The organism is Ensifer sp. Root423 (assembly GCF_001426275.1).
GTDB classification, from domain to species: domain Bacteria; phylum Pseudomonadota; class Alphaproteobacteria; order Rhizobiales; family Rhizobiaceae; genus Ensifer; species Ensifer adhaerens.
Genome location: NZ_LMEG01000010.1, coordinates 59,327 through 78,701 on the forward strand (window position 1 = coordinate 59,327; position 19,375 = coordinate 78,701).

The following is a 19,375-nucleotide window of genomic DNA, read 5'->3' on the forward strand; positions in this document are numbered from 1 at the left end:
AGGCAGCTTCAGCGGGCCGCCTTCTTCGTGCCCGATCCGGGCGTGCGTCAGGGCCTGTTCGGAGCAATCGGCTGGGCCAATGATCAACTTGGATCGGCGCCCATGACTAGTCCCTCGATGTCGTGCTTTTGCGTAATCGGCACGAGCTCGTCCACCACGCGGCAGACGAGGTGCTTCTTGCCGATTTCCGGCAGGGCATCATACCAATCCCGCGTGACCATCATGTCGTGCAACTCTGCATGCCCAGCGCCCGGCCTGTCCACACCCAGCACCATGACGGGTCGTGCAATAGGGGACTGATGCTCCGTGCCTCGGTGCACCGTCAGCGCCGAGCGGCAGGAAATGTCGCCGCGCTGCGGATACTTGCGTGTCGCACGCTCTTGAAACCGGCCCCAGAGCGCCTTGTCCGGGAACATTTCGTGCTTCCATTCCCGGCCATCGTCATATTGCGTTCCCGGCGCCACTTCGAACGGCCCCATATCCTCGGTGACGTCAACGCCGGTGAGGTTGAAGGCAAGCGAGGTAATCTGGTGGTCTCGATAGGTATCTACAGGCGAGGGGAAGTCGCGGTGCCACGGCTGGTATTTCGCGCCCTGGAACGGCACGTCGAGGCCTATCTCCACGATCTGGTAGTCCGATCCAAGCACGTTGGTGCAGACATCCACCACCCATGGATGGGTGATGAGATCGACGAAGCCGCGGAAGGCCTGGGGATGGATTTCGACATACCAGCGGCGCGGTCCCCGGCTGACCGCGCCGCCGGGCCTTTGAATGGCCGACCAGAAGGCCGTCATCATGTCCTCGTGCATATCGTCGGCCCATGCCAGACTGAAAGCACCCTTCAGCCCGATGATGCCGTCTGCCGCCAGCTGCGCCATCTGCGCAGCAATATCGTAGTCGGGTGCTGGCTTCGTTTTCATCCGGTTCTCCTCCCAATTTTCAACAAGGCTACTGCGACTAATAAATATTAGTCAATGGCCGATTTTTATTAGTTGGTGTAGAGAGGGCAAAACGGGGGCGACATGAGCGGTGGAAAAACGAAGACGCGCGTAACCATGATGGATGTGGCCAAGGCGGCCGGCTGTTCGCAGGCGACGGTCTCGGTGGTTCTCAACAATGTCACGGACATCAAGATATCCCCTGAGCTTCGGGCGCGCGTGCTGGATGTCGCGCATAGGCTTGGCTACGGGCTTGCAAGCCCCATCCGTCGCGCGGGCCTTGAGGATCTTCGCGGCGGCTGTATTGGCTTCATCGTTGATCAGCTCGCGACGACCCCGGAAGCCGTCAACGCCATCGAGGGCGCGCGGCACGCTTCCTGGGAGAACGATGTTACAATTCTCGTGGCGCAGACGCAGGGACGGGCCACGCACGAGCGCAAAGCGGTGGCCAGCCTTCTGCAGGCCGGTGCGCAGGGGATCGTCTACATGTCCGTTTTCACCCGCCGCATATCGCTCGACCCGGTCTTCGAGGACCTACCCGTTCCGCTCGTGCTGCTCAACTGCTATACCAGTGATAACCGTTTTCCCGCTGTGGTTCCCGATGAGGTGACCGGCGGGCGCATGGCGACGGCGACCCTTATCAGGAAGGGGCATACACGCATCGCAACGATCGTCGGGGAGAGCTTCATGGAGGCGGCGCAGGATCGCCTCGCGGGCTATCGTGAGGCGCTGGCGGAGGCGGGGCTGCCCTATGATGACGGCCTGGTGGCTGAAGGAAACTGGACACCGACATCCGGTTTCGACGCTACCCAAAAACTCCTGTCGCTTCGAGAGCCGCCTACGGCGATCTTCTGCCAGAACGACAAGATGGCGATGGGCTGCCTAATGGCAATTGGCGAAGCAGGTCTGCGCGTTCCGCGGGACATCTCTGTCGTCGGCTACGATGACGACGAAGTGTCGCGCCATCTGCGACCGCAACTGACTACCCTGGAGCTTCCGCACCGGCCGATGGGCGCCTGGGCGATTGAGCACCTTGCAAAGAAGCCGCGCTCAACGCATCACAGCCTAAAAAAGCTTGGCTGCACGTTGGTCGTCCGGGGCTCGGTCAGTCGTAAATCGGCCTGACAAGATCAAGGCGATGGGTAATTATTTCAGCGGACGAAAATCTTGGAAATTGCGCTCCAAGAGCGCGCGTGTTGCTCACCCGCGTAAGACGGAAATGGCCAAGAGAAATGCATCGCCCCCGAAACCTTACCAGCTATCCCACTCCGAGCCATCGGCGCGCGTCGCCGGTCTTGACGCCTGATCCGGCGGCGCGTGACGTCACGACGTGGCTCTTGTCTATTGCGGTAATCGGAAATGGTCGTCGATGAGACGGCGGTGGCGAGTGTCCTTGTGCCAGCCGATTGCCTTTCGGTAGCTGCCGAAAAGCTGCCTTTCATGCACGCCTTCGACGGTCAGGCCGTGGACGGCCTCAGCATCCGGTTCAACATACAGCGCATCGACGGGGCAGTAGAGTTCGCACATGAAGCAGGTCTGACATGCATCCTGACGCTTGATGAGCGGCGGTCCTTCGCGCTGTGCTTGGAACACGTTGGTGGGGCAGACCTGGACGCAAAGATTGCAGTCGGTGCATGTGTTGGTGTCTAGAACTTCAATCATTATTCTGCTGCTTGCTTGTATACGCCGGGATCGACCGCTTCCTGCCGAACGGCGATGTGGTCGAGGCCGCTGAGGATGAGCCTGTGGTGTTGGGCGGGGTTCTGCGTCGGATAATCCTCCCGTCTGTGCATACCGCGCGTTTCGGTACGAGAAAGCGCCGCGCGATACATGAAACGCGCCGTTGCCAGCATGGCCTGCGCCTGCCGTAGCTTGAGGGAATGATCCTCGTTGAGAGCGGTTGCCCGTCCGACGTTTTCCCAAAGCGCGTCCAGCCGCTTCAGAGATGCCGAAAGGGCCGAATGCGTGCGGAAGTAATTGATGTCGAGGGGGAATACCTCGTTCTGGACAGCCTTGATGATCTCTGCCGGGTCGATGCCCTTCGTGTCAGAGAGCGCGATGCATGCCGGGTCGAAATCGGTAGCGCTTACCCGCTGCAATGAATAGGACGCGGCAGCCGCGCCAGCAAAGGCACCTGTGGCGATCGCCCAGGCCGCGTTGTGGCTGCCACCGCCGGTGAACCCGCCGCAGATCGGCTCGCGGGTGGCGTTGTCGCCAGCGGCGTAAAGCCCCGGAACAGTCGTTGAACAGTCGAGGCCGGTCAGCCTCAATCCACCTGTACCACGGACCGTACCTTCAAGCCTCAGCTTGACTTCGAAGAAATCGGTAAAGGGATTTATGCCGCGCCTATCGAACGGAACGAAGAAGTTCGGCTGCGCGCGCCTGAGGATCGCCTTGACCTCATCAGTCCCGGCAAGGTCCAGCCGCGCAAACACCGGCTCCGAAAGCAAGGTGCGGGCGATGATCGAGCGCCCACGGGCCGAACCCGCTCCCTCGATCAGGCTGTGGTCCTTCCGGTAGAACTGCGCAAAGCGGTAAAGCGCCGTCTTGGTGATCGAGGCGAAGGCGGGCGAAATCGCGTAGGCGGAGGAAAATTCCATGCCCGAGAGTTCGGCGCCAACCTCCGCGCCCATCAGATAGCCGTCTCCGGTCAAGACGTCGCAGCCGAGTGCCTTGCTCATGAAGGCACAGCCGCCAGCGGCAAGAACGACGGCGCCGGCGTTCACCACCCAATGACCGCCGGCCTGGCGCCGCAGGCCGCTTGCGCCGACGACGCGTCCTTCCAGTGTCAGCAGTTGCGTCGCCGGATGATGATCGAGAATGGTGATCCCGGCATTCCTTACCCGGCGCCGCATCAGCCGCATGTATTCCGGCCCCTGGACCGAGATACGCTGCTCTTCCCCGTCGTCGTTACGGGGGAAGGGGTAGCCCCAGTCCGCCAACCGATTAACACTCTCGAACGTCTTGTCGAGGACGGGCACCATCCAGGAACGTTCGGACAGATAACCGCCCATCGCCTCGCGGCTGGCCATGGCTGCCTCCCGTTCCGCCGGGTCCGGCGGCACATACCAGATCTGGGTGCCGGCCGAAGCCGTGGCACCGGAGCTGCCGCAATATCCCTTGTCGACCAGCACGACCTTAGCGTTGCTGGATGCAGCTTCGATGGCGGCCCAGCACCCGGCGGGTCCACCGCCAATCACGAGCACGTCGCAACCGATTTCGACGGCGGCGACGCTTGCCTCACCTGACTGTTGCAATGGCACACTCATGACAGGGATCCTCTCGACCAAGAAATATCGTTGCGATTTAAATCTATGCAATGCATAGATTTTTGAGTCGTTTTTGCCGGAGCCCGCCCATGCCTCTCGCCAGCCTCGCCATGTATGTAAGTCCGCCGCCGATCGAGGAGGCGACGCGGCTTTTCTGGAAAGCATTGGGGGACCGATTGCGTGGGTATGGCCTTGATGCGCCCGGGGCGCTTGACGAGACCGTCGCCTACAACGAGGCGTGGTTTCGTCCGGACCTGCTGTTCGGCCAGACCTGCGGATATCCCTATGTCCAGCACCTTCGCGGGAGGGTTCAACTGGTGGCGACGCCCGTTTACGACTTGCCTGGCTGCGACGGCCCGCACAAATGCAGTTTCATCATCGTCAATGCCCGGTCGTCGGCCAGCTCGCTCGGCGATCTGCGCGGGATGCGTGCGGCGATCAATGAACCGGGCAGCAATTCCGGCTACAACCTGTTTCGAGCTGCGGTGGCGCCACATGCGGTCGACGGCCGCTTTTTCTCGTCGGTCATCGAGACGGGCGGGCACCGAGCAAGCATCGATGCCGTAGCGACTGGCGCGGCCGACGTCGCGGCAATCGACTGCGTTACGTTCGGCAACACACTGCGCTTCGATCCCGATCGCGTGGCCGCGGTCCGTGTTCTTGCTGAGACGACGAAAGGACCCGGACTGCCCTTCATCACATCCGCCTTGACCTCGGCCAAAGACCTCATGATCCTGCGTCGTACACTGGCGGAGACGATCGGCGATCCTGAACTCGGCGGCGTCTGCGACACGCTCTCGCTCAAAGGTATCAGCCTCCTGGGCGATTCCGACTACGAGGCACTGGCCGAGCTTGATCGGGACGCTGCACGCCATGGTTACCCTGCTATCGTCTGAGGGATGACGGCCGGCCTTGCGGCCAGCGGAAAGTGACAGGCGACAGCGCGTCCGTCTTCGCCCGCCCGAAGGGCAGGGGCTTCTGCTGCGCAAATCGGCTGCACCAAGGGACAGCGGCTATGGAACCGGCATCCGGCCGGCGGATGGGCGGGACTCGGCAATTCTCCGGAAAGAACGATTCGTTCGTGTCGGCGGCTGGGATCGAGCGTCAGATTGGCCGAAAGAAGCGCTTGGGTATAGGGATGCGCGGGGCCGCGAAACAAAGCGGCGGTCGGCCCGCTCTCGACGATGCGTCCGAGATACATGACGGCAACCCGGTCCGCGACCCGCCCGACGACATTGAGATTGTGGGAGATCAGCAGATAGCTGAGGCCCAGGTGATCCTTGAGCCCTCGCAGAAGGTTCAAAAGATCGCCTTGTACCGAGATGTCGAGGCCGGCGGTCGGTTCGTCGGCGACGACGATCGACGGTTCGGCTGCAAGCACGCGGATCAGAGCCACGCGCCGCGCCTGCCCGCCACTGAGCTGATGGGGATAGCGAGAGAGAAGCTGCTCGCCAAGCCCGATCCTTTCGGCCAGCCGCATGATCCGCCCCCAGTTCTCGGCCGTGAAGGCGTTGCGGATCTTCAGGGGCTCGCTAAGCAAGGCTCGGACCGTCAGACGAGGCGAAAGGGACGCGACGGGATCCTGAAACAGGAGCTGGATCCGGCGCTGCAGGATGAGGCGGTGTTGCCTGGAGGCATCCTTTAGTGTCTCGCCCTCCACGGCAAGCGTGCCTTCGGAAAGCGGCTGCAGCCCGACGATCGCGCGGGCGATCGAGGACTTGCCGCAACCGCTTTCACCAATGAGTCCCAGGGTTTCGCCACGCCGCAGTTCAAGCGAGACGTTGTCGACCGCGGTGAGCCGATCGTAGCGTACCATCGCGTTATCGAGGGTTAGAATGGGGCGGGCCATTACACAGCCTCCTGCCAGCAGGAATAGGTTCGCCCCTCTCCCGTCTGCCGCCGGGGCGGCCTTTCATTGCAGCGGTCGTGGCGGGCAGGACAACGGCTGGCAAAAATGCAGCCTTGGGGACGGCGTGCAGGATCGGGCACGGTGCCGGGAATGGTTGCCAGATCCTGCGAGGGATCGAAGGCCGCATAGGGATCGATCTCGCAGGCGAGCAGCGCGCGGGTGTAAGGATGGCGCGGGCGGCTGAAGACGACGCGCACGGGTCCGTGTTCCACCACCGTGCCTGCATACATGACGATTACGCTGTCGCAGAGTTCGGCGATCAGGCCCATGCTATGGCTGATCACCAGCATGGAGGCGGACGTGCGCTGTCGTAGCCGGTCCAGCACCTCGACCACTTGCGCTTCGATCGTCGCGTCGAGCGCGGTTGTCGGCTCGTCGGCAATCAACAGCTTCGGTTCAACCAGGAGTGCCATGGCGATCACCACGCGTTGGCGCATGCCGCCGGAGAACTCGTGCGGATAGCGGTGCATGCGCGCTGCCGCATCCGGCACGCCGACATCGACAAGCATTGCTTGCGCGCGGCCCCAGAGCCTGTTGCGGCTCTCCCGGGGGAAGCGCCGCCGCTGGATATCGACGAGCTGCGTTCCGATGGTAAACATCGGATTGAGCGCGGTCATGGGATCCTGGAAGATCATTGCGATGTCGGTCCCTCGCAACGCCCTGGTTTCGTCTACGCCAAAGCGCATTTCGCGCCCATCGAAGGCGGCCCGACGCGTGGAAACCTGCGCGTTGCCGTCAAGCAGCCCGAGCAGGGCGAAGGCGACCGTTGACTTGCCGCTGCCGCTTTCGCCAACGAGACCGACGGACTGTCCGCGACCAATGGTTATATCGACGCCGTCGAGGATGTGAGCCGTGCTTTCGTGACCCCGGTAGGACACGTGCAGGTCTTCGATGGTGAGAAGGGCGTCAGTCAAAGGGCTTTCCTCAGCTTCGGGTCGAGCGTGTCGCGCAAGGCCTCGCCGAGAAGCGCGAAGCCGAGGGTCGCAAGGACGAGCGCCAGTCCGGAAAAGGTCGCGAGCCAAACCGACTGGTCCAGATAGGTATAGCCGTCATTCAAGAGGTTGCCCCAGCTTGCCAGCGGCGGACGCACGCCAAGCCCGAGAAAACTCAGGCCCGCCTCGATGGTGATGACAACAGGGATATCCATGCAGGCCAGCACGAAGATCGGACCAATGATGTTCGGGGTTACGTGATGCAGCACGACCCGCCAGGTCTCTGCCCCAAGCACTTTTTCGGCCTCGATGAAGGGACTGTTGCGAATGGCGATCGTCTGGGCGCGGGCAACTCGGCCGAAATGGGGAATGAAAACAATGCTGACAAGCAGCACGACATTACCGAGGCCAGGGCCGAACACGGCCACCAATGCCAAGGCCAGTATAATGCTGGGAAACGAAGTGACGATGTCGAAGACGCCGACCACGGCGAGATCGATTGCACGCGGCGAAAGGGCGGCCGCAATCCCGAAAGTGACGCCGGCGCTCAAGGAAATGGCAATGACCGAGAGTGAAATGCCGAGCGCCACCCGTGCTCCATAGATCAGCCGGCTGAGGATGTCGCGACCGAGATGGTCCGTTCCAAGCAGGTGCTGCCACGACGGCTCCATCAACCGGTTCGCCGGCGCTATTGCGTTCGGGCCATAGGGCGCAATCACCGGTGCGGCGATCGCCACCAGACAGAGAAGCGTCACCGCAAGCATTGCAAACGTGCCACCCGGGCGACGGGAAAGAGCGATGAAGGCTTGCATCTCAGTGTCCCTGACCAGATGTAAGGCGGGCGCGCTCGCGTGGATCGATCAGGCTCTGGGAGAGGTCGGCGATCAGATTGGTCAGCACATAGAGCATGACGATGACGAAGACGCCGCCCTGGACGACCGGATAGTTGCGTGTGCGAATGGCGTCGTAGATCAGCGAGCCGAGGCCCGGGCGGTTGAAGATCACTTCGGCAAAGACGGCGCCGCCGAGGAGTTCGCCGAAACCCATGCCAAGCACCGCCAGGGTCGGCAGGATTGCCGGCTTGAGTGCGTATTTCATCATGATCTTGGTTTGGCTGACACCATAGGCACGCAACGTGCGAACGTGGTTTTCCCCGAGGACCTCGAGCAGCGATGAGCGCAGGAGCCGGGCGATGTAGCCGGCCCAGCCGGCCGCGAGCGCCGCCGTCGGCAATACGAGGTGCCAAAGCTGGTCGCCGAGGTTGCCGCTTTCCCCGGCGCCCAGCACCGGAAACGAGCGCAGATGCACGGAAAACACCATCAGCAGGAAGACCGATACGACGAAACTCGGCGTCGAAATGAATCCGACACTCAGGAACGCGACCATTCGATCTGTCTTGCCGCCCGGCCAGCGGGCGCTGAAAAGCGCCAACGGCACGCCGAGGGCTACGGCGCACAGCATTGATGCGACCGCAAGCGCGGCCGTGTTCGGCAGCGCATTCAGAACCAGGCTGAGGACCGGCCGCCCGTTGAAGACATCCTCTCCGAGATCGCCGGAGGCGAGCCTGCCGAAGAAGGTGAAAACCCGTTCGATCAGCGGCTTGTCGAGGCCGATGCGGGCATTGAGTGTCGCGACCGCTTCAGGCGTTGCGCGCGACCCAAGGATCACGGTCGCGGGATCCCCGGGGATTAGCCGCGTCAGGGCCATCAGGAGCACGACTGAACCGGCCACGGCAAGTGCCGCCGTCGCCAGCTTGAAGCCAAGATGGATTTGAAGGGACGCGCTCCTCATTGCAGCGCATCCTCTTCTGTCGCAACGCAGGCTGCCATCAGGTCAAGCCGTCGCTTGCGTAAAGGCGGTGTAAAGCCAGTTATTGCCGTTCGGCAGGACGCCGGGCTTCAGCCACTTTCGCGAAGCGAACGCGTTGAGGTTGTGGGTGATCCAGATAAAGGCAGCCGATTCGTCGAGCAGCTTCTGCGCTTCGATGTAGATCTTCTCGCGCTCGGCCGGATCGACCGTGACGCCGCCTTTCTCGTGCAAGGCATCGAAATCGGCATTCTTCCAGCGTTGCCAGTTCCACTGACCGACTTGTGCCGAGGTGAACCATTGTGTCTGGAAGCCGGGGTCGAACTTGCCGTTGAATTTGATGAGCGAAAGTTCGAGGTCCTTGCTGGCGTCGTTTTCGCCGAGCGCCCAGTAGGCGGCCGATTCTAACGCCTCGATCTCGACCTCGATACCCACTTCGGCAAAGTTTGCCTGGATGATCTGGGCGATCGCCTCATAGCGGGCATTGGCCTCGATGGTGAGCTTCGTCTTGAAACCGTCGGCGTGACCCGCCTCTCTAAGCAGCGCCTGCGCCTTATCGAGGTCACGGGCATGGACCGGCGCGTCCTTCCAGTAGCCCAGCAGGCTCGGGGCAAGCAGAGCGTTAGCGCGCGGATAAAGGCCGGAATAGGCGCCTTGCAGGATGGCATCGATATCGACGGCATAGCGGATGGCCTGACGCACGCGGATATCGTCGAACGGCGCCTTCTCGATGTTCGGGCCGAACCAGACATAGTCGATCGCCGGGATCTCGGTGATGCTTGCATCCGGCAGCGCCGCCATCGACTTTCCGTTTTCGGGATCGATCGCGGTGAAGTCGATCTCGCCGGACTTAAAGGCGATTTCGGCGGTGTTCTGCTCGCCGATCGGCTTGCCGACGATCTGATGGAAATGCGCCTTGATCGGTCCCTTGTAGTCCGGGTTGATCTCAAGCACGAACTGTTCACGCGGCGTCCATTCCTTGAGCACGTAGGGTCCACTTCCGACGAGCTTGGTGGCGATATCCTTGCCGAGCGCCTCGAAAGCCTTCTTCGAGACGATGCGGCCGGAACCGTCGGCGAGCGCGATCGTATAGAGCGCCGGCGCCGGATTCTTGAGGATGATCCGACCCTCGAGCGGCGCGGTTACCTCCACGCGATCGAGCGCTGACCAGTCCTTCGCGTAGGTGACGGGCTTGCCTTCCGCGTCTGGCGTGATGAAGCGTTCGAAAGAGAACTTCACGTCTTCCGCTGTCAGGTCGCCGTAGCCGCCGGTGAAGGCGAGGCCACTGCGCAGCTTGAAGCGGATTTCAGTATCACTCACCTGTTCCAGTTCTTCGGCCGCATCCAATTCCCATTCGGTCGAGCCGGGCTTGAAGGAGATCAGCCCCTGCTGCACCGACCAGATGACGTTGAGGTCGATCGGACCGGATCGATTGGCCGGATCGAGGTTCGAGAGATCCTTTTCGACGCGCACGGTGATCTTGGTGCGATCGGCGCCGGCAAAGGCCGGATGGACGCCACCAAGCGCAACGATCGTCGCGAGGGAAGCGCCGCCGACAAGTACCTGCCGTCGCGTGGGGTTGAATGTCATGGCATGTCCTCCAGGATTGGCGCTCCCCAGGGCAGGGCAGCGCGTCAATTCGATGGGCGCATTAGAGCTAATAATACATCAATTACATAGAATAAATATTTTACGTTTCGTTCTTCTGACGCAACCAGTTTTCCGTTTTTCAGCGCCGTCTTGCAAAGACATGCGGCGCGGGTTCCGGTGCAGCGCGATTATATTGGCGGTTGAATTCTATTGCTTTTTTCGCTTTCCGGGTAACACGACATGTCCAATTCTCGGTCTTCAGAAGACCTTCCGTCACAATCGTCCCTCTCCAGCATCACCCGTATTGAGTGGCAGACCGTCGTTCTCGCGCTCGTCATTTATGGCGGCTTTCTTGGGCTTACCTGGTTTTGGCAATCGCTCCCCCTTGCGGTTGTCATCGCGCTCGGCGGATGGCTGATTGCCTGGCATGGATCGCTGCAACACGAGGTCATCCATGGCCATCCAACCCGAAATCGGAGCATCAACGACGCCATCGGCTGGCCGCCGCTGTCGCTTTGGCTGCCCTACGCGATCTACCGCGAGGGACACTTGACCCATCACCGCGATGAACATCTGACGGATCCCATAGAGGACCCGGAGTCATCCTATCTCACCCAGGCAGGCTGGGATCGGCTGGGTCTCGTCGGGCGGTCTCTGGCCAGGTGGAACAGCACCCTGTTCGGGCGCTTGATCCTGGGTCCGCTGGTGATGATCGTCAGTTTCTTGGCGCAGGAGGCAGCACTCCTCCTCGAAGGGGACCGAGCCCGCAGCAACTTCTGGATCCGTCACGCGATCGGCGTAGCCGCCGTTCTGGTCTGGGTCATCGCCGTCTGCGGCATGCCTCTGTGGCTCTACCTCTTCGGCTTTGTCTATGTCGGCGCGGCCCTGACCCGGTTGCGCTCCTATGCGGAGCACCGTTACGCCGATCATCACGACGAGCGCACAGCGATCGTCGAAAACAGCACGCTCTTTGGTTTGTTGTTTCTCTACAACAACCTGCATGTCCTCCACCACCAGCGGCCGGGTGTTCCCTGGTACCGGATCCCGGCGCTTTACCAACGGCACAAGCAGACGCTTGTGTTGATCAATGGCGGGCTCATCTATGACGGCTATCTCGACGTGGCGCGCCGCTACTTCTTCCGGCCGCATGACGACCTGCGTCATCCCCTTCACAGAAGCTCGTCGTCAATGATCTCTAGCGAGTATCTGTAGAGGAGAGGATTGCACGAGAGATCTTCGGCGGCGGGATTCCAGTGTGCACGGCCGGAATGCTGGTGGGTATTTCCGATGCGCAGAGCATTCTATATCGCTTAAATATTGGTGGTTTCGCAGAAACCGCATGCCGGCAGGGTTTCAACCTTCACGGCCGTTGCCGACAAAGCCTCAGCGAGCGGCCGTCGCGCATAGGGCTTTGCAAGTGGCCGGAAACGTGACGTGGCGCCGATGCGTTCGACGTCCGCGTAGCCGGTCGCCAGGACAACCGGGAGGTTCGGATACGGCGCCATGATCGTGGTCGCCAATCCTCGGTTCAGCCGTAGGTGTCATGCGTATGGTGACGACTCGCCTGTTGCCTTCGCTCCGCTCGACACTAGTTACCTGTGATCAACGGAGGGCAAAAATGGACACAAGCGTTATGTCGAAGGCCAAAACAGGTGTCGAAGGGCTGGACGACATCCTTTCGGGCGGTTTGTCACGTCGACACGTATTCCTTCTCGAGGGGGCGCCGGGCACGGGGAAGACCACGATCGCCATGCAGTTTGTTCAGCAGGGCGCCGCGCTCGGTGAGAAATGTCTCTATATCACGTTGTCCGAGACCGAGGATGAGCTACGCGACAGTGCGCTCTCGCACGGGATGGAAATCCATAGAAATATCGAAATATTCGAGCTCGTTCCGCCTGAGAGCCTGTTGAACGCCGAACAACAGCAGAGCTTGCTCTACTCGTCGGATCTGGAACTCGGCGAGACCACCAAAATGATATTTGAGGTTTTCGAAAGGGTTCAGCCGAACCGCGTCGTGCTCGACAGCCTGTCGGAAATCAGGCTGCTTGCCCAAAGCTCCCTTCGCTATCGCCGGCAAATTCTGGCTTTGAAGCACTTCTTTTCGTCTACAGGCGCCACGGTCTTGCTTCTCGACGACATGACCTCCGACAGTCTCGACAAGACGGTTCACAGCGTAGTGCACGGGGTTATTCACCTTGAACAACTGGCGCCGAGCTATGGTTCGGAAAGACGCCGCCTGAGGATTACCAAGTACCGCGGTCAGGCATTCCGCGGTGGTTATCACGACTTCATCATCAAGACTGGAGGTGTTTCCGTCTTTCCGCGATTGCGAGCGATCGAGCACCGCACGGAGTTCGAGCGCTCTACGTTAAAGAGCGGGATCGCTGAACTTGACGCGTTGCTGGGTGGCGGCATCGAGCGGGGATCGAGCACGCTGTTGATCGGTCCTGCGGGCATGGGTAAAAGTCTCTTTGCGCTTCAATTCGTCGAAGCGGCCGTCAAGCGTGGCGAAAAGGCCGCCCTCTTCATCTTCGATGAAGAACTGGGGCTGCTGTTCCGGCGCATGAAAGACCTTGGCTTTGACTTGGAAAACTACCAGCGGGACGGCTCGATTCACATCGAGCAGTTGGATGCAGCTGAGGTTTCACCTGGCGAGTTCGCCCAGCGTGTGCGCGAGCACGTTACCAGATTTGACGCAAAGACGGTCGTCATAGACAGCATCAACGGCTATCAGGCCTCCATGCCGGAGGAAAGCGCGCTCGTCCTCCACATCCACGAGCTGCTGCAGTATCTGAACCGCCAGGGCGCAAACACCTTCGTAACGGTGGCGCAGCATGGGCTGGTCGGTGACATGAAGTCGCCGGTAGACGTGACCTATCTCGCCGACACCGTCGTTCTGCTGCGCTACTTCGAGGCGGTCGGCAAGGTCAGGAGGGCGATCTCCGTCGTGAAAAAGCGGACCGGCAAACACGAGGACACGATAAGGGAGTTTACGATCGGCCAGGGCGGCCTTTCGCTTGGAGATCCTCTTTCGGATTTCCAGGGCGTGTTACGCGGCGTCCCGACCTTTGTCGGTGAAAACCAACCGCTGCTGAAGTCAAGTGAGGGCGAGGACGATTCCAAATAGAGACGCCATTGCTCTGATCCATGCCCCTTTGGGAAGGGACGCGCAGATCGCGGCCGCGCTTTTGTCGGAAGCCGGCATTCGGCCGAAAATCGGCAAGGACGTTGCCGCTTTCGTCTCGGCTCTGGATGAGGATGTTGCTTTTGCTGTCGTGACGGAGGAGGCCTTGCGCTCGGCCGACCTTCGCCCACTTTCGGCGTGGATCAAATCGCAACCGAGCTGGTCCGACCTTCCCTTTATCATCTTGACCCATCGAGGAGGTGGGCCTGAGCGTAACCCTTCCGCGAGCCGCCTGTTGGAGGTGCTGGGGAACGTCAGCTTTGTAGAACGACCATTTCATGCCACGACGTTCATCAGCGTTGCGAGGTCGGCGCTGCGGGGCCGCCGACGCCAGTACGAAGCTCGACTCCGGATCGAGGCGCTGGACGAGGGGGAACGGCGGCTAAAGACGGCGCTTGAGGCAGGCCATCTGGGTGCGTGGGAACTCGACCTCACCACCTATGCTCTCACCACATCGATCACCTGTCGGGGGGTGTTCGGCAGGAGCGCTGGCGGGGCATTCACCTATGGCGACCTCCTTGCCGCTACTCATCCTGACGATGTGGAGAGGATGAAAACGGCGATGCAGGCCACCATCGAGAGCGGGGCCGACTATGCAATCGAATATCGTACCGTCTGGCCCGACAGGTCCATTCATTGGGCGGAAATGCGCGCGCAGCTCTATCGCGACCGGAGAGGGAACGCGGTCAAGTTGGTTGGCGTCTCTTCTGATATCACCGCCAGGGTATCGTCCGAAGAGCAGCAAAAGCGATTGAACGAGATCCTTGAAGAGCGTGTCGCCGAGCGGACGGCTGAACTGCACAAGGCTCACGGAACCGTCATGGCGGAAGTGGCCCAGCGCGAGCGTGCCGAGGCGCAGCTTCGGCAGGCCCAGAAGATGGAAGCTATCGGTCAGCTGACAGGTGGAGTCGCTCACGATTTCAACAATCTTTTGATGGCGGTGCTAGGAAACCTGGAGCTCCTGCGCAAACACACTGGTGGTGACGCGAAAGCCGAGCGTTTGATCGATGGTGCGCTTCAGGGCGCAAAGCGCGGTGCGTCGCTAACACAGCGGCTTTTGGCATTCGCGCGCCGGCAGGACCTCAGTGTAGATCCAGTAGATCTGGGCGAGTTGGTGAGGGAGATGACGGATCTCCTTAATCGATCAGTCGGCACGGGCATTGTGATCGAAATTCGCATTCCCGATCGAATGGATCCGGTACTTGCTGACTCCAACCAGTTGGAGCTCGCCCTTCTCAACCTCGTGGTGAATGCCCGAGATGCTATGCCGAACGGCGGGACGATCTGCATATCGCTTCAGGTGGAGAATGTGGCGAAGCCGGAGGGCGAGCTCGCGGCGGGTCGGTACGGCGTGCTCTCCGTTGCCGACGAGGGCCACGGCATGGATGACAACACGCTGCAAAAGGCGATAGAGCCGTTCTTCTCGACCAAGGAACTTGGCAAGGGGACGGGTTTGGGCTTGTCGATGATTCATGGCCTCGCCCTTCAGTTGCAAGGAGCGCTGCGGCTCACTAGCACGCCAGGGAAAGGCACCAGAGCCGAGCTCTGGATTCCGGTTTCGGACGAAAGCCCAGTTGTGTCAAAGGACACAGAGGTTTCGGAACCGGACCAAAGGGTAAAACCGCTACGCGTTCTTCTGGTGGACGATGATTTCCTGATCGCCATGAGTTCGGTCGACATGCTCGTCGATCTGGGCCACGAGGTCGTCGAGGCGCATTCTGGAAAGGAGGCACTCGCTCATCTTAAGGACGATGGCCGCTTCGACCTGCTCATCACGGATTATTCTATGCCGGAAATGACGGGGGGAGACCTCGCAAATGCCGCGCGGGACCTATTTCCGGATCTTCCGATTCTCATTGCATCGGGATATGCCGAGCTGCCACCCGGCATCGATTTCGACGTGGCGAGGCTCGCAAAGCCCTACAGTCAGCAACAACTCGCCGTGGAGATCGAGAGTGTCCTCAGGGGTCTAAGTTAGACCAACGCGATAGGTTATGAATGGCTTTGGCACGGTGCCGATCGTCACGTCCTCTTGTTAGACGCCACCCCAGCTTGGGTGGCGCGCCATTGCTTCTAGTTGATCAAGCTCAAGCGACTGCGGGCGGTTTGACAACGAACGGATGCCGGCCGTGGCGGACACCCTCACGCGCCATCGCTTCTTCAAATAGCTCCGCCTCGTCGCTGACGCCGCCACGAAACTCATCCATCAGAAAGCCCGCAAAGGGATCGGCAAGCGAAGCAGCTGAGTGCTCTGTGTTTTGCTGCAGGACCTTACCCAGCGCCGAAGCAAGAGGCCGCTGGCGGCGGCGTTTAGAACTGCCTTATTGATCCGGTCGTACCTCATTGTCATCGCTGTTACCCCGCGCGCATCCATCGCGCTGGGAAGGTTGAGCCTGCGCGGACCGGCCTTCCTGCTCGGAGTGCGTGCCTCGCGCCACAAGGGTCAAACCAACGCCTGGGCGCCCGAGAACTTGGACGGGTGGTTGGGCAAGGACTGGCAGCGATTGAGGATCTACACACGTTTCTGGCCGGCCGCGAACAAAGAGGCATTGTCAAAGGCAGTACGATTGCCGGAAACTTGAAATCCGAAAGCAGAAAACCAGAATTCCGCTCAATATGTCAAAGTTACTTTCAATTGAGCCTTCAGAGGCGCACAATGTGATCATCGCTGGACTTTAAGAAGGGCTCCGGCGGCTGGAAGATCAAAAAGCGCTTTCGCCCCAACTGGAGGAGATTGCGCCATGTTTGTTCCGCAACAATCCGGATACATACTTCCTGAAGATTTCACTGTAATTGCCACGGTCTATGAGAAGATCGTGAGTGCTCGCGCGATAAACCGCCAAAGCGACGAGGGAGAGTGGCTGGCCCGATACACCCTTGAATTGTTCATGAGCGGCACGCGTGATGCGCGGGAACTCGAAACGCGTTTGGAGGAGTTCAGCCTCCCCATGAGCGGCGACGGGAACTCCCGCGTAGTAGATTTGTTGCCTGATTTGTCAGCATGGGCGCGGAGCCTGACTGCCTCGCCGAGTGAGGCGACTGCCCTGACTGAACAAACGCTCGATTACGCGATCGAACATGTAGAAGAATTTATTGCGACCTCGGATGTCAGAAGATGGTTGGTGCGTCTAATGGTGGAGCTCCGCCTGGGGCGTCGACCGCGGTAGAGATCGATTGAGCTGGTAAACGTATCGTTTCGCTCGCCGACCCTCTTAAATGACGGATGACGCAGGTTGCGGTCATGGGGCCATGCTTCAGCGACAGCTATAGGTAGCAGAAATGGCGCGCCCCTTCGTTTCAGCACAACTGGCGGGCGGATCGCCGGCATGATGTCGAGAGGCTCGCGAAGCTGCACGGATTCCTTGTTCCATCCGGCACCGTACAAGTTCCGCGCCCTTCTTCGCCGCCAGCAGCAGTCGGTCAATGGCGCCAGTTACTGTCGCGCCCCCATAACCTCCGATCACAAAGGTGTCGCGAGGCACGCATTTAATCTTCTGACGCTCCGGCCAGCGCCCCGATCGATAGGGCGGGTCCCCCTGCTTGGCTTGATCCCTTCGTGCCCGTGTTCGCACGCGGCGCGGAAGAACTCGGCGCCGTAAGCGTGCATTTCCTTGCAGAAGCGGATCGCGCCAGTCCTGCCAGAGACGATCGGTTATGAGCAGTTGCTGTTGTTCGGCAAGTGGCATCATCCCGAGATAGATGCGGAACAACGAAGGCAAAGAAGATGATTTCGGCGGCATCGTGCAGGCTCGGATGCCTGCCAACCGCTGCGCTGAAGCAGGCCGAAGTCGGACCCTGGTCGTCGAGAACAACCGCCTCGCCAGATGGCCGTACTCGCGAGGCTCGGCGACCCGAACTTTTCGTCGTCGTGACCGCCACGGGTGATTGCCCTCACGTTGCCCGCTTCAGCATGGTGAGGCGATAGCCGTGCCACCTCGAAGGCCATTCAGGACCTCGCGGCGGCCCGTTGCACCGCGGCGTTGCAGGGTCAAAAGAGGAGGAGGAGGGAACTGCTTGGGCCTCGTTGAACCGATTCAAGCCAGACTATGGTCTGGGCGGGGGCAAGACCTAAGTCGAAGTGCGTGCGACTGAAGTCTGACCCTGGAACGCTAATTGCCCAAGAACGTTTGCAAAGTGTTCCCGCTTTGAGAGCAGGGAATTCAAAACAGATGGAGACGTACATGAAGAAGGTTGTCAGTTCTGCCCTTGCAGGTTTGTTTCTGCTCGGGGCTTCCGGCTTTGGTTTTGCTCAAACGGTCCTAGTCACGCCAGAGCAGGAAACGGTCGTTCGCGAATACGTGAAGAAGAAACCCCTCGCTTCCATCAATCTTCCGGGCGTTGAGCTGAATGTGGGCTCCGCACTCCCCGAGACGGTGGAATTGCACACCATTGATGCGCCGGACATCAAATACCGCTATGTGGTCATCGATAATCGCACCGTGCTGGTAGATCCAGGCACTCGCAAGATCGTTCGCGTTATCGAATGACTGAAGACACGTCCCTTCCTTTCGGGGAAGGGACGTCTTCGCGAGCTACGCGAGGAAGAACGGCGATTGGACTTTAGTCCCATGATCTGGCCGCAAAGGTCCTAATCCGTAGCGGTCCCATATCGTCGCGTTATTTTAGCTTTAGCCTGTGGACAATCCATCCAGTGCTCCATAGCGACAACGACGCCGAGGCAGCCTACCCGCCCTTCGGTTCGTTCTGGTGTCGTTGCCGACAGGAGGATCGAGAATGTACGAACCATACTGCTGCGGCGAGCCACCGCGCAAATTGTCTAGAGGGTTGCCGATCGGCATCACGCTCTTGGCGATAGTTGTCATCGGAGCCTATCTCTTCGTGGGCAGCGCGCTCTCGAACGATCCTCACCAAACCAGTGCCATCCTTCCCCCCCCCCGCCCCAACGTCAAAATAGCCTTGAGCTTTAGCGAGGGAGCAACCATGAGATTGATGCATTTAGGTCGAGCCCGTCTGGGGATGGCTTTACCTCGGTATCGCCCTCAGCTGCGCCAAGCCAGAGAACCTTGCCTCCTAGATTTTTTCGAGGCGTACGGGCTCGCCGCGACGACTCTCGACGACCTGATGCAGGAGTACCCGGCGCGCGTAGAGGCTCGGACTTGCAGGCAGAGGTCGTGGTCCTCCTCACGCTCACAGATGAGCGACTATTTTCATGAGATTGAGGGCGCTCGGCTCTTGCAACCCTTTTTTCGACTAGAATGTGGATTCAATTGTCTTTAGCGAACGAGAAGCGCCGATGAAGTTCCGCCTCTCCGCCGGTGAGAGTTTCTTCTTGCTTGGGGAACGGAAGACTATCTTTGACGAAGCGTCCCAGCAGATTTTCCAACTGGATGAGTTGAGCGCCTTTCTTACCTGCCTCCTCGCCGAGGCCGCGCCGGCGCATCAGTTGGAAGGCGCCCTGGTGGCCCGGGGCGTAAGCCGAGCGCGTGCGCACGCGTCGGTGCAAGACTATCTGGCCCATTTGTCACGATGGAATCTGCTGGAGATCATGTTTGATGAGAACGAGGGCACTGCGTTAGACACCAGACATTTGATTTCGAAGGTACCGCCGTATCGCTCGCCTTTTATGATCGAGAGCTTCGCGACCTCGTTGTCCCGATTTTCGCCCACAATGGGGCTGCTGCCGCTACGTCACACACGGCTGCGTACGACGTGGCGCGTTTTGGCGAGCGCGTATGCATCAGCCGACATCGTTCCTCGGGTATGATTCTCGCTGACTTGGAGGTTGC

At 60.3% G+C, this 19,375-nt stretch carries 17 protein-coding genes; 8 read left to right on the top strand and 9 right to left on the bottom strand.

What is annotated here, in order from left to right; translation table 11 throughout:
• Positions 1-83: 83 nt before the first annotated feature.
• Positions 84-920 (bottom strand): phytanoyl-CoA dioxygenase family protein, encoded by an 837-nt coding sequence (locus tag ASD01_RS11695; protein WP_060644022.1) that lies wholly within the window; start codon positions 918-920, stop codon positions 84-86.
• A 102-nt stretch (positions 921-1,022) separates the two neighbouring features.
• Here ASD01_RS11695 and ASD01_RS11700 point away from each other — a divergent pair, with 102 nt between their 5' ends.
• Entirely contained in the window at positions 1,023-2,063 is a 1,041-nt protein-coding gene (locus ASD01_RS11700; protein ID WP_060644023.1) for a LacI family DNA-binding transcriptional regulator, read from the top strand.
• Between the two features lie 216 nt (positions 2,064-2,279).
• Here ASD01_RS11700 and ASD01_RS11705 read toward each other — a convergent pair whose 3' ends face one another.
• Both ASD01_RS11705 and ASD01_RS11710 read right to left on the bottom strand, forming a co-directional pair.
• On the bottom strand, positions 2,280-2,600 hold the full coding sequence (locus ASD01_RS11705; RefSeq protein WP_034799884.1) for a 4Fe-4S dicluster domain-containing protein: 321 nt from the start codon (positions 2,598-2,600) through the stop codon (positions 2,280-2,282).
• On the bottom strand, positions 2,600-4,207 hold the full coding sequence (locus tag ASD01_RS11710) for an FAD-dependent oxidoreductase (protein ID WP_060644024.1): 1,608 nt from the start codon (positions 4,205-4,207) through the stop codon (positions 2,600-2,602). Before ASD01_RS11710 ends, ASD01_RS11705 begins: the two co-directional genes overlap by 1 nt.
• A gap of 89 nt (positions 4,208-4,296) precedes the next feature.
• On the opposite strand from ASD01_RS11710, the gene ASD01_RS11715 reads away from it, so the two are divergent.
• Positions 4,297-5,103, top strand: a complete 807-nt coding sequence (locus ASD01_RS11715; RefSeq protein WP_034799887.1) for a phosphate/phosphite/phosphonate ABC transporter substrate-binding protein — start codon at positions 4,297-4,299, stop codon at positions 5,101-5,103.
• Here ASD01_RS11715 and ASD01_RS11720 read toward each other — a convergent pair.
• From ASD01_RS11720 to ASD01_RS11740, 5 genes are read right to left on the bottom strand one after another with little or no spacing between them, the layout of a single operon-like run.
• Complete coding sequence (locus ASD01_RS11720) at positions 5,085-6,056, bottom strand: oligopeptide/dipeptide ABC transporter ATP-binding protein (protein WP_034799888.1); 972 nt, start codon at positions 6,054-6,056, stop codon at positions 5,085-5,087. The genes ASD01_RS11715 and ASD01_RS11720 overlap by 19 nt on opposite strands.
• Complete coding sequence (locus tag ASD01_RS11725; protein ID WP_060644025.1) at positions 6,056-7,030, bottom strand: ABC transporter ATP-binding protein; 975 nt, start codon at positions 7,028-7,030, stop codon at positions 6,056-6,058. The genes ASD01_RS11720 and ASD01_RS11725 overlap by 1 nt, the downstream gene beginning before the upstream one ends.
• Entirely contained in the window at positions 7,027-7,860 is an 834-nt protein-coding gene (locus ASD01_RS11730) for an ABC transporter permease (protein WP_034799891.1), read from the bottom strand. The genes ASD01_RS11725 and ASD01_RS11730 overlap by 4 nt, the downstream gene beginning before the upstream one ends.
• A 1-nt stretch (position 7,861) precedes the next feature.
• Positions 7,862-8,839 carry an ABC transporter permease gene (locus ASD01_RS11735; protein ID WP_060644026.1) on the bottom strand — a complete coding sequence of 326 codons (978 nt, stop codon included), beginning with the start codon at positions 8,837-8,839 and terminating at the stop codon, positions 7,862-7,864.
• Between the two features lie 42 nt (positions 8,840-8,881).
• The gene (locus tag ASD01_RS11740; RefSeq protein WP_060644027.1) at positions 8,882-10,444 is read right to left on the bottom strand and encodes an ABC transporter substrate-binding protein; all 1,563 of its coding nucleotides are present in this window, start codon (positions 10,442-10,444) and stop codon (positions 8,882-8,884) included.
• Positions 10,445-10,684: 240 nt separating this feature from the next.
• Between ASD01_RS11740 and ASD01_RS11745 the strand changes: the two genes are divergently transcribed.
• A complete protein-coding gene (locus ASD01_RS11745; RefSeq protein WP_060644028.1) occupies positions 10,685-11,656 on the top strand; it encodes a fatty acid desaturase in 972 nt (323 codons plus the stop codon).
• Between the two features lie 98 nt (positions 11,657-11,754).
• Here the strand turns inward: ASD01_RS11745 and ASD01_RS11750 are convergent, their stop codons facing one another.
• A complete protein-coding gene (locus ASD01_RS11750) occupies positions 11,755-11,949 on the bottom strand; it encodes a hypothetical protein (RefSeq protein ID WP_060644029.1) in 195 nt (64 codons plus the stop codon).
• Between the two features lie 113 nt (positions 11,950-12,062).
• On the opposite strand from ASD01_RS11750, the gene ASD01_RS11755 reads away from it, so the two are divergent.
• From ASD01_RS11755 to ASD01_RS36655, 5 genes are all read left to right on the top strand, one after another.
• The gene (locus ASD01_RS11755; protein ID WP_034799898.1) at positions 12,063-13,571 is read left to right on the top strand and encodes an ATPase domain-containing protein; all 1,509 of its coding nucleotides are present in this window, start codon (positions 12,063-12,065) and stop codon (positions 13,569-13,571) included.
• Positions 13,546-15,606 (top strand): ATP-binding protein, encoded by a 2,061-nt coding sequence (locus ASD01_RS11760; protein WP_244495232.1) that lies wholly within the window; start codon positions 13,546-13,548, stop codon positions 15,604-15,606. The genes ASD01_RS11755 and ASD01_RS11760 overlap by 26 nt, the downstream gene beginning before the upstream one ends.
• Before the next feature lie 763 nt (positions 15,607-16,369).
• Positions 16,370-16,795, top strand: coding sequence for a hypothetical protein (locus tag ASD01_RS35530; protein WP_060528835.1), 426 nt, complete (start codon positions 16,370-16,372; stop codon positions 16,793-16,795).
• 1,014 nt (positions 16,796-17,809) lie between these two features.
• Positions 17,810-18,115, top strand: coding sequence for a DUF1236 domain-containing protein (locus ASD01_RS11775; protein WP_034799902.1), 306 nt, complete (start codon positions 17,810-17,812; stop codon positions 18,113-18,115).
• Positions 18,116-18,882: 767 nt separating this feature from the next.
• Positions 18,883-19,353 carry a hypothetical protein gene (locus ASD01_RS36655; RefSeq protein WP_234798863.1) on the top strand — a complete coding sequence of 157 codons (471 nt, stop codon included), beginning with the start codon at positions 18,883-18,885 and terminating at the stop codon, positions 19,351-19,353.
• Positions 19,354-19,375: the final 22 nt, after the last annotated feature.

Bases quoted from the DNA above. Each gene is read 5' to 3' on its own strand.
- ASD01_RS11750 (WP_060644029.1), bottom strand. From the start codon at position 11,949: ATGGCGCCGTATCCGAACCTCCCGGTTGTCCTGGCGACCGGCTACGCG.
- ASD01_RS11740 (WP_060644027.1), bottom strand. From the start codon at position 10,444: ATGACATTCAACCCCACGCGACGGCAGGTACTTGTCGGCGGCGCTTCC.
- ASD01_RS11755 (WP_034799898.1), top strand. From the start codon at position 12,063: ATGGACACAAGCGTTATGTCGAAGGCCAAAACAGGTGTCGAAGGGCTG.
- ASD01_RS11700 (WP_060644023.1), top strand. From the start codon at position 1,023: ATGAGCGGTGGAAAAACGAAGACGCGCGTAACCATGATGGATGTGGCC.
- ASD01_RS35530 (WP_060528835.1), top strand. From the start codon at position 16,370: ATGTTTGTTCCGCAACAATCCGGATACATACTTCCTGAAGATTTCACT.
- ASD01_RS11720 (WP_034799888.1), bottom strand. From the start codon at position 6,056: ATGGCCCGCCCCATTCTAACCCTCGATAACGCGATGGTACGCTACGAT.
- ASD01_RS11705 (WP_034799884.1), bottom strand. From the start codon at position 2,600: ATGATTGAAGTTCTAGACACCAACACATGCACCGACTGCAATCTTTGC.
- ASD01_RS11710 (WP_060644024.1), bottom strand. From the start codon at position 4,207: ATGAGTGTGCCATTGCAACAGTCAGGTGAGGCAAGCGTCGCCGCCGTC.
- ASD01_RS36655 (WP_234798863.1), top strand. From the start codon at position 18,883: ATGAAGTTCCGCCTCTCCGCCGGTGAGAGTTTCTTCTTGCTTGGGGAA.
- ASD01_RS11775 (WP_034799902.1), top strand. From the start codon at position 17,810: ATGAAGAAGGTTGTCAGTTCTGCCCTTGCAGGTTTGTTTCTGCTCGGG.
- ASD01_RS11715 (WP_034799887.1), top strand. From the start codon at position 4,297: ATGCCTCTCGCCAGCCTCGCCATGTATGTAAGTCCGCCGCCGATCGAG.
- ASD01_RS11745 (WP_060644028.1), top strand. From the start codon at position 10,685: ATGTCCAATTCTCGGTCTTCAGAAGACCTTCCGTCACAATCGTCCCTC.
- ASD01_RS11730 (WP_034799891.1), bottom strand. From the start codon at position 7,860: ATGCAAGCCTTCATCGCTCTTTCCCGTCGCCCGGGTGGCACGTTTGCA.
- ASD01_RS11695 (WP_060644022.1), bottom strand. From the start codon at position 920: ATGAAAACGAAGCCAGCACCCGACTACGATATTGCTGCGCAGATGGCG.
- ASD01_RS11735 (WP_060644026.1), bottom strand. From the start codon at position 8,839: ATGAGGAGCGCGTCCCTTCAAATCCATCTTGGCTTCAAGCTGGCGACG.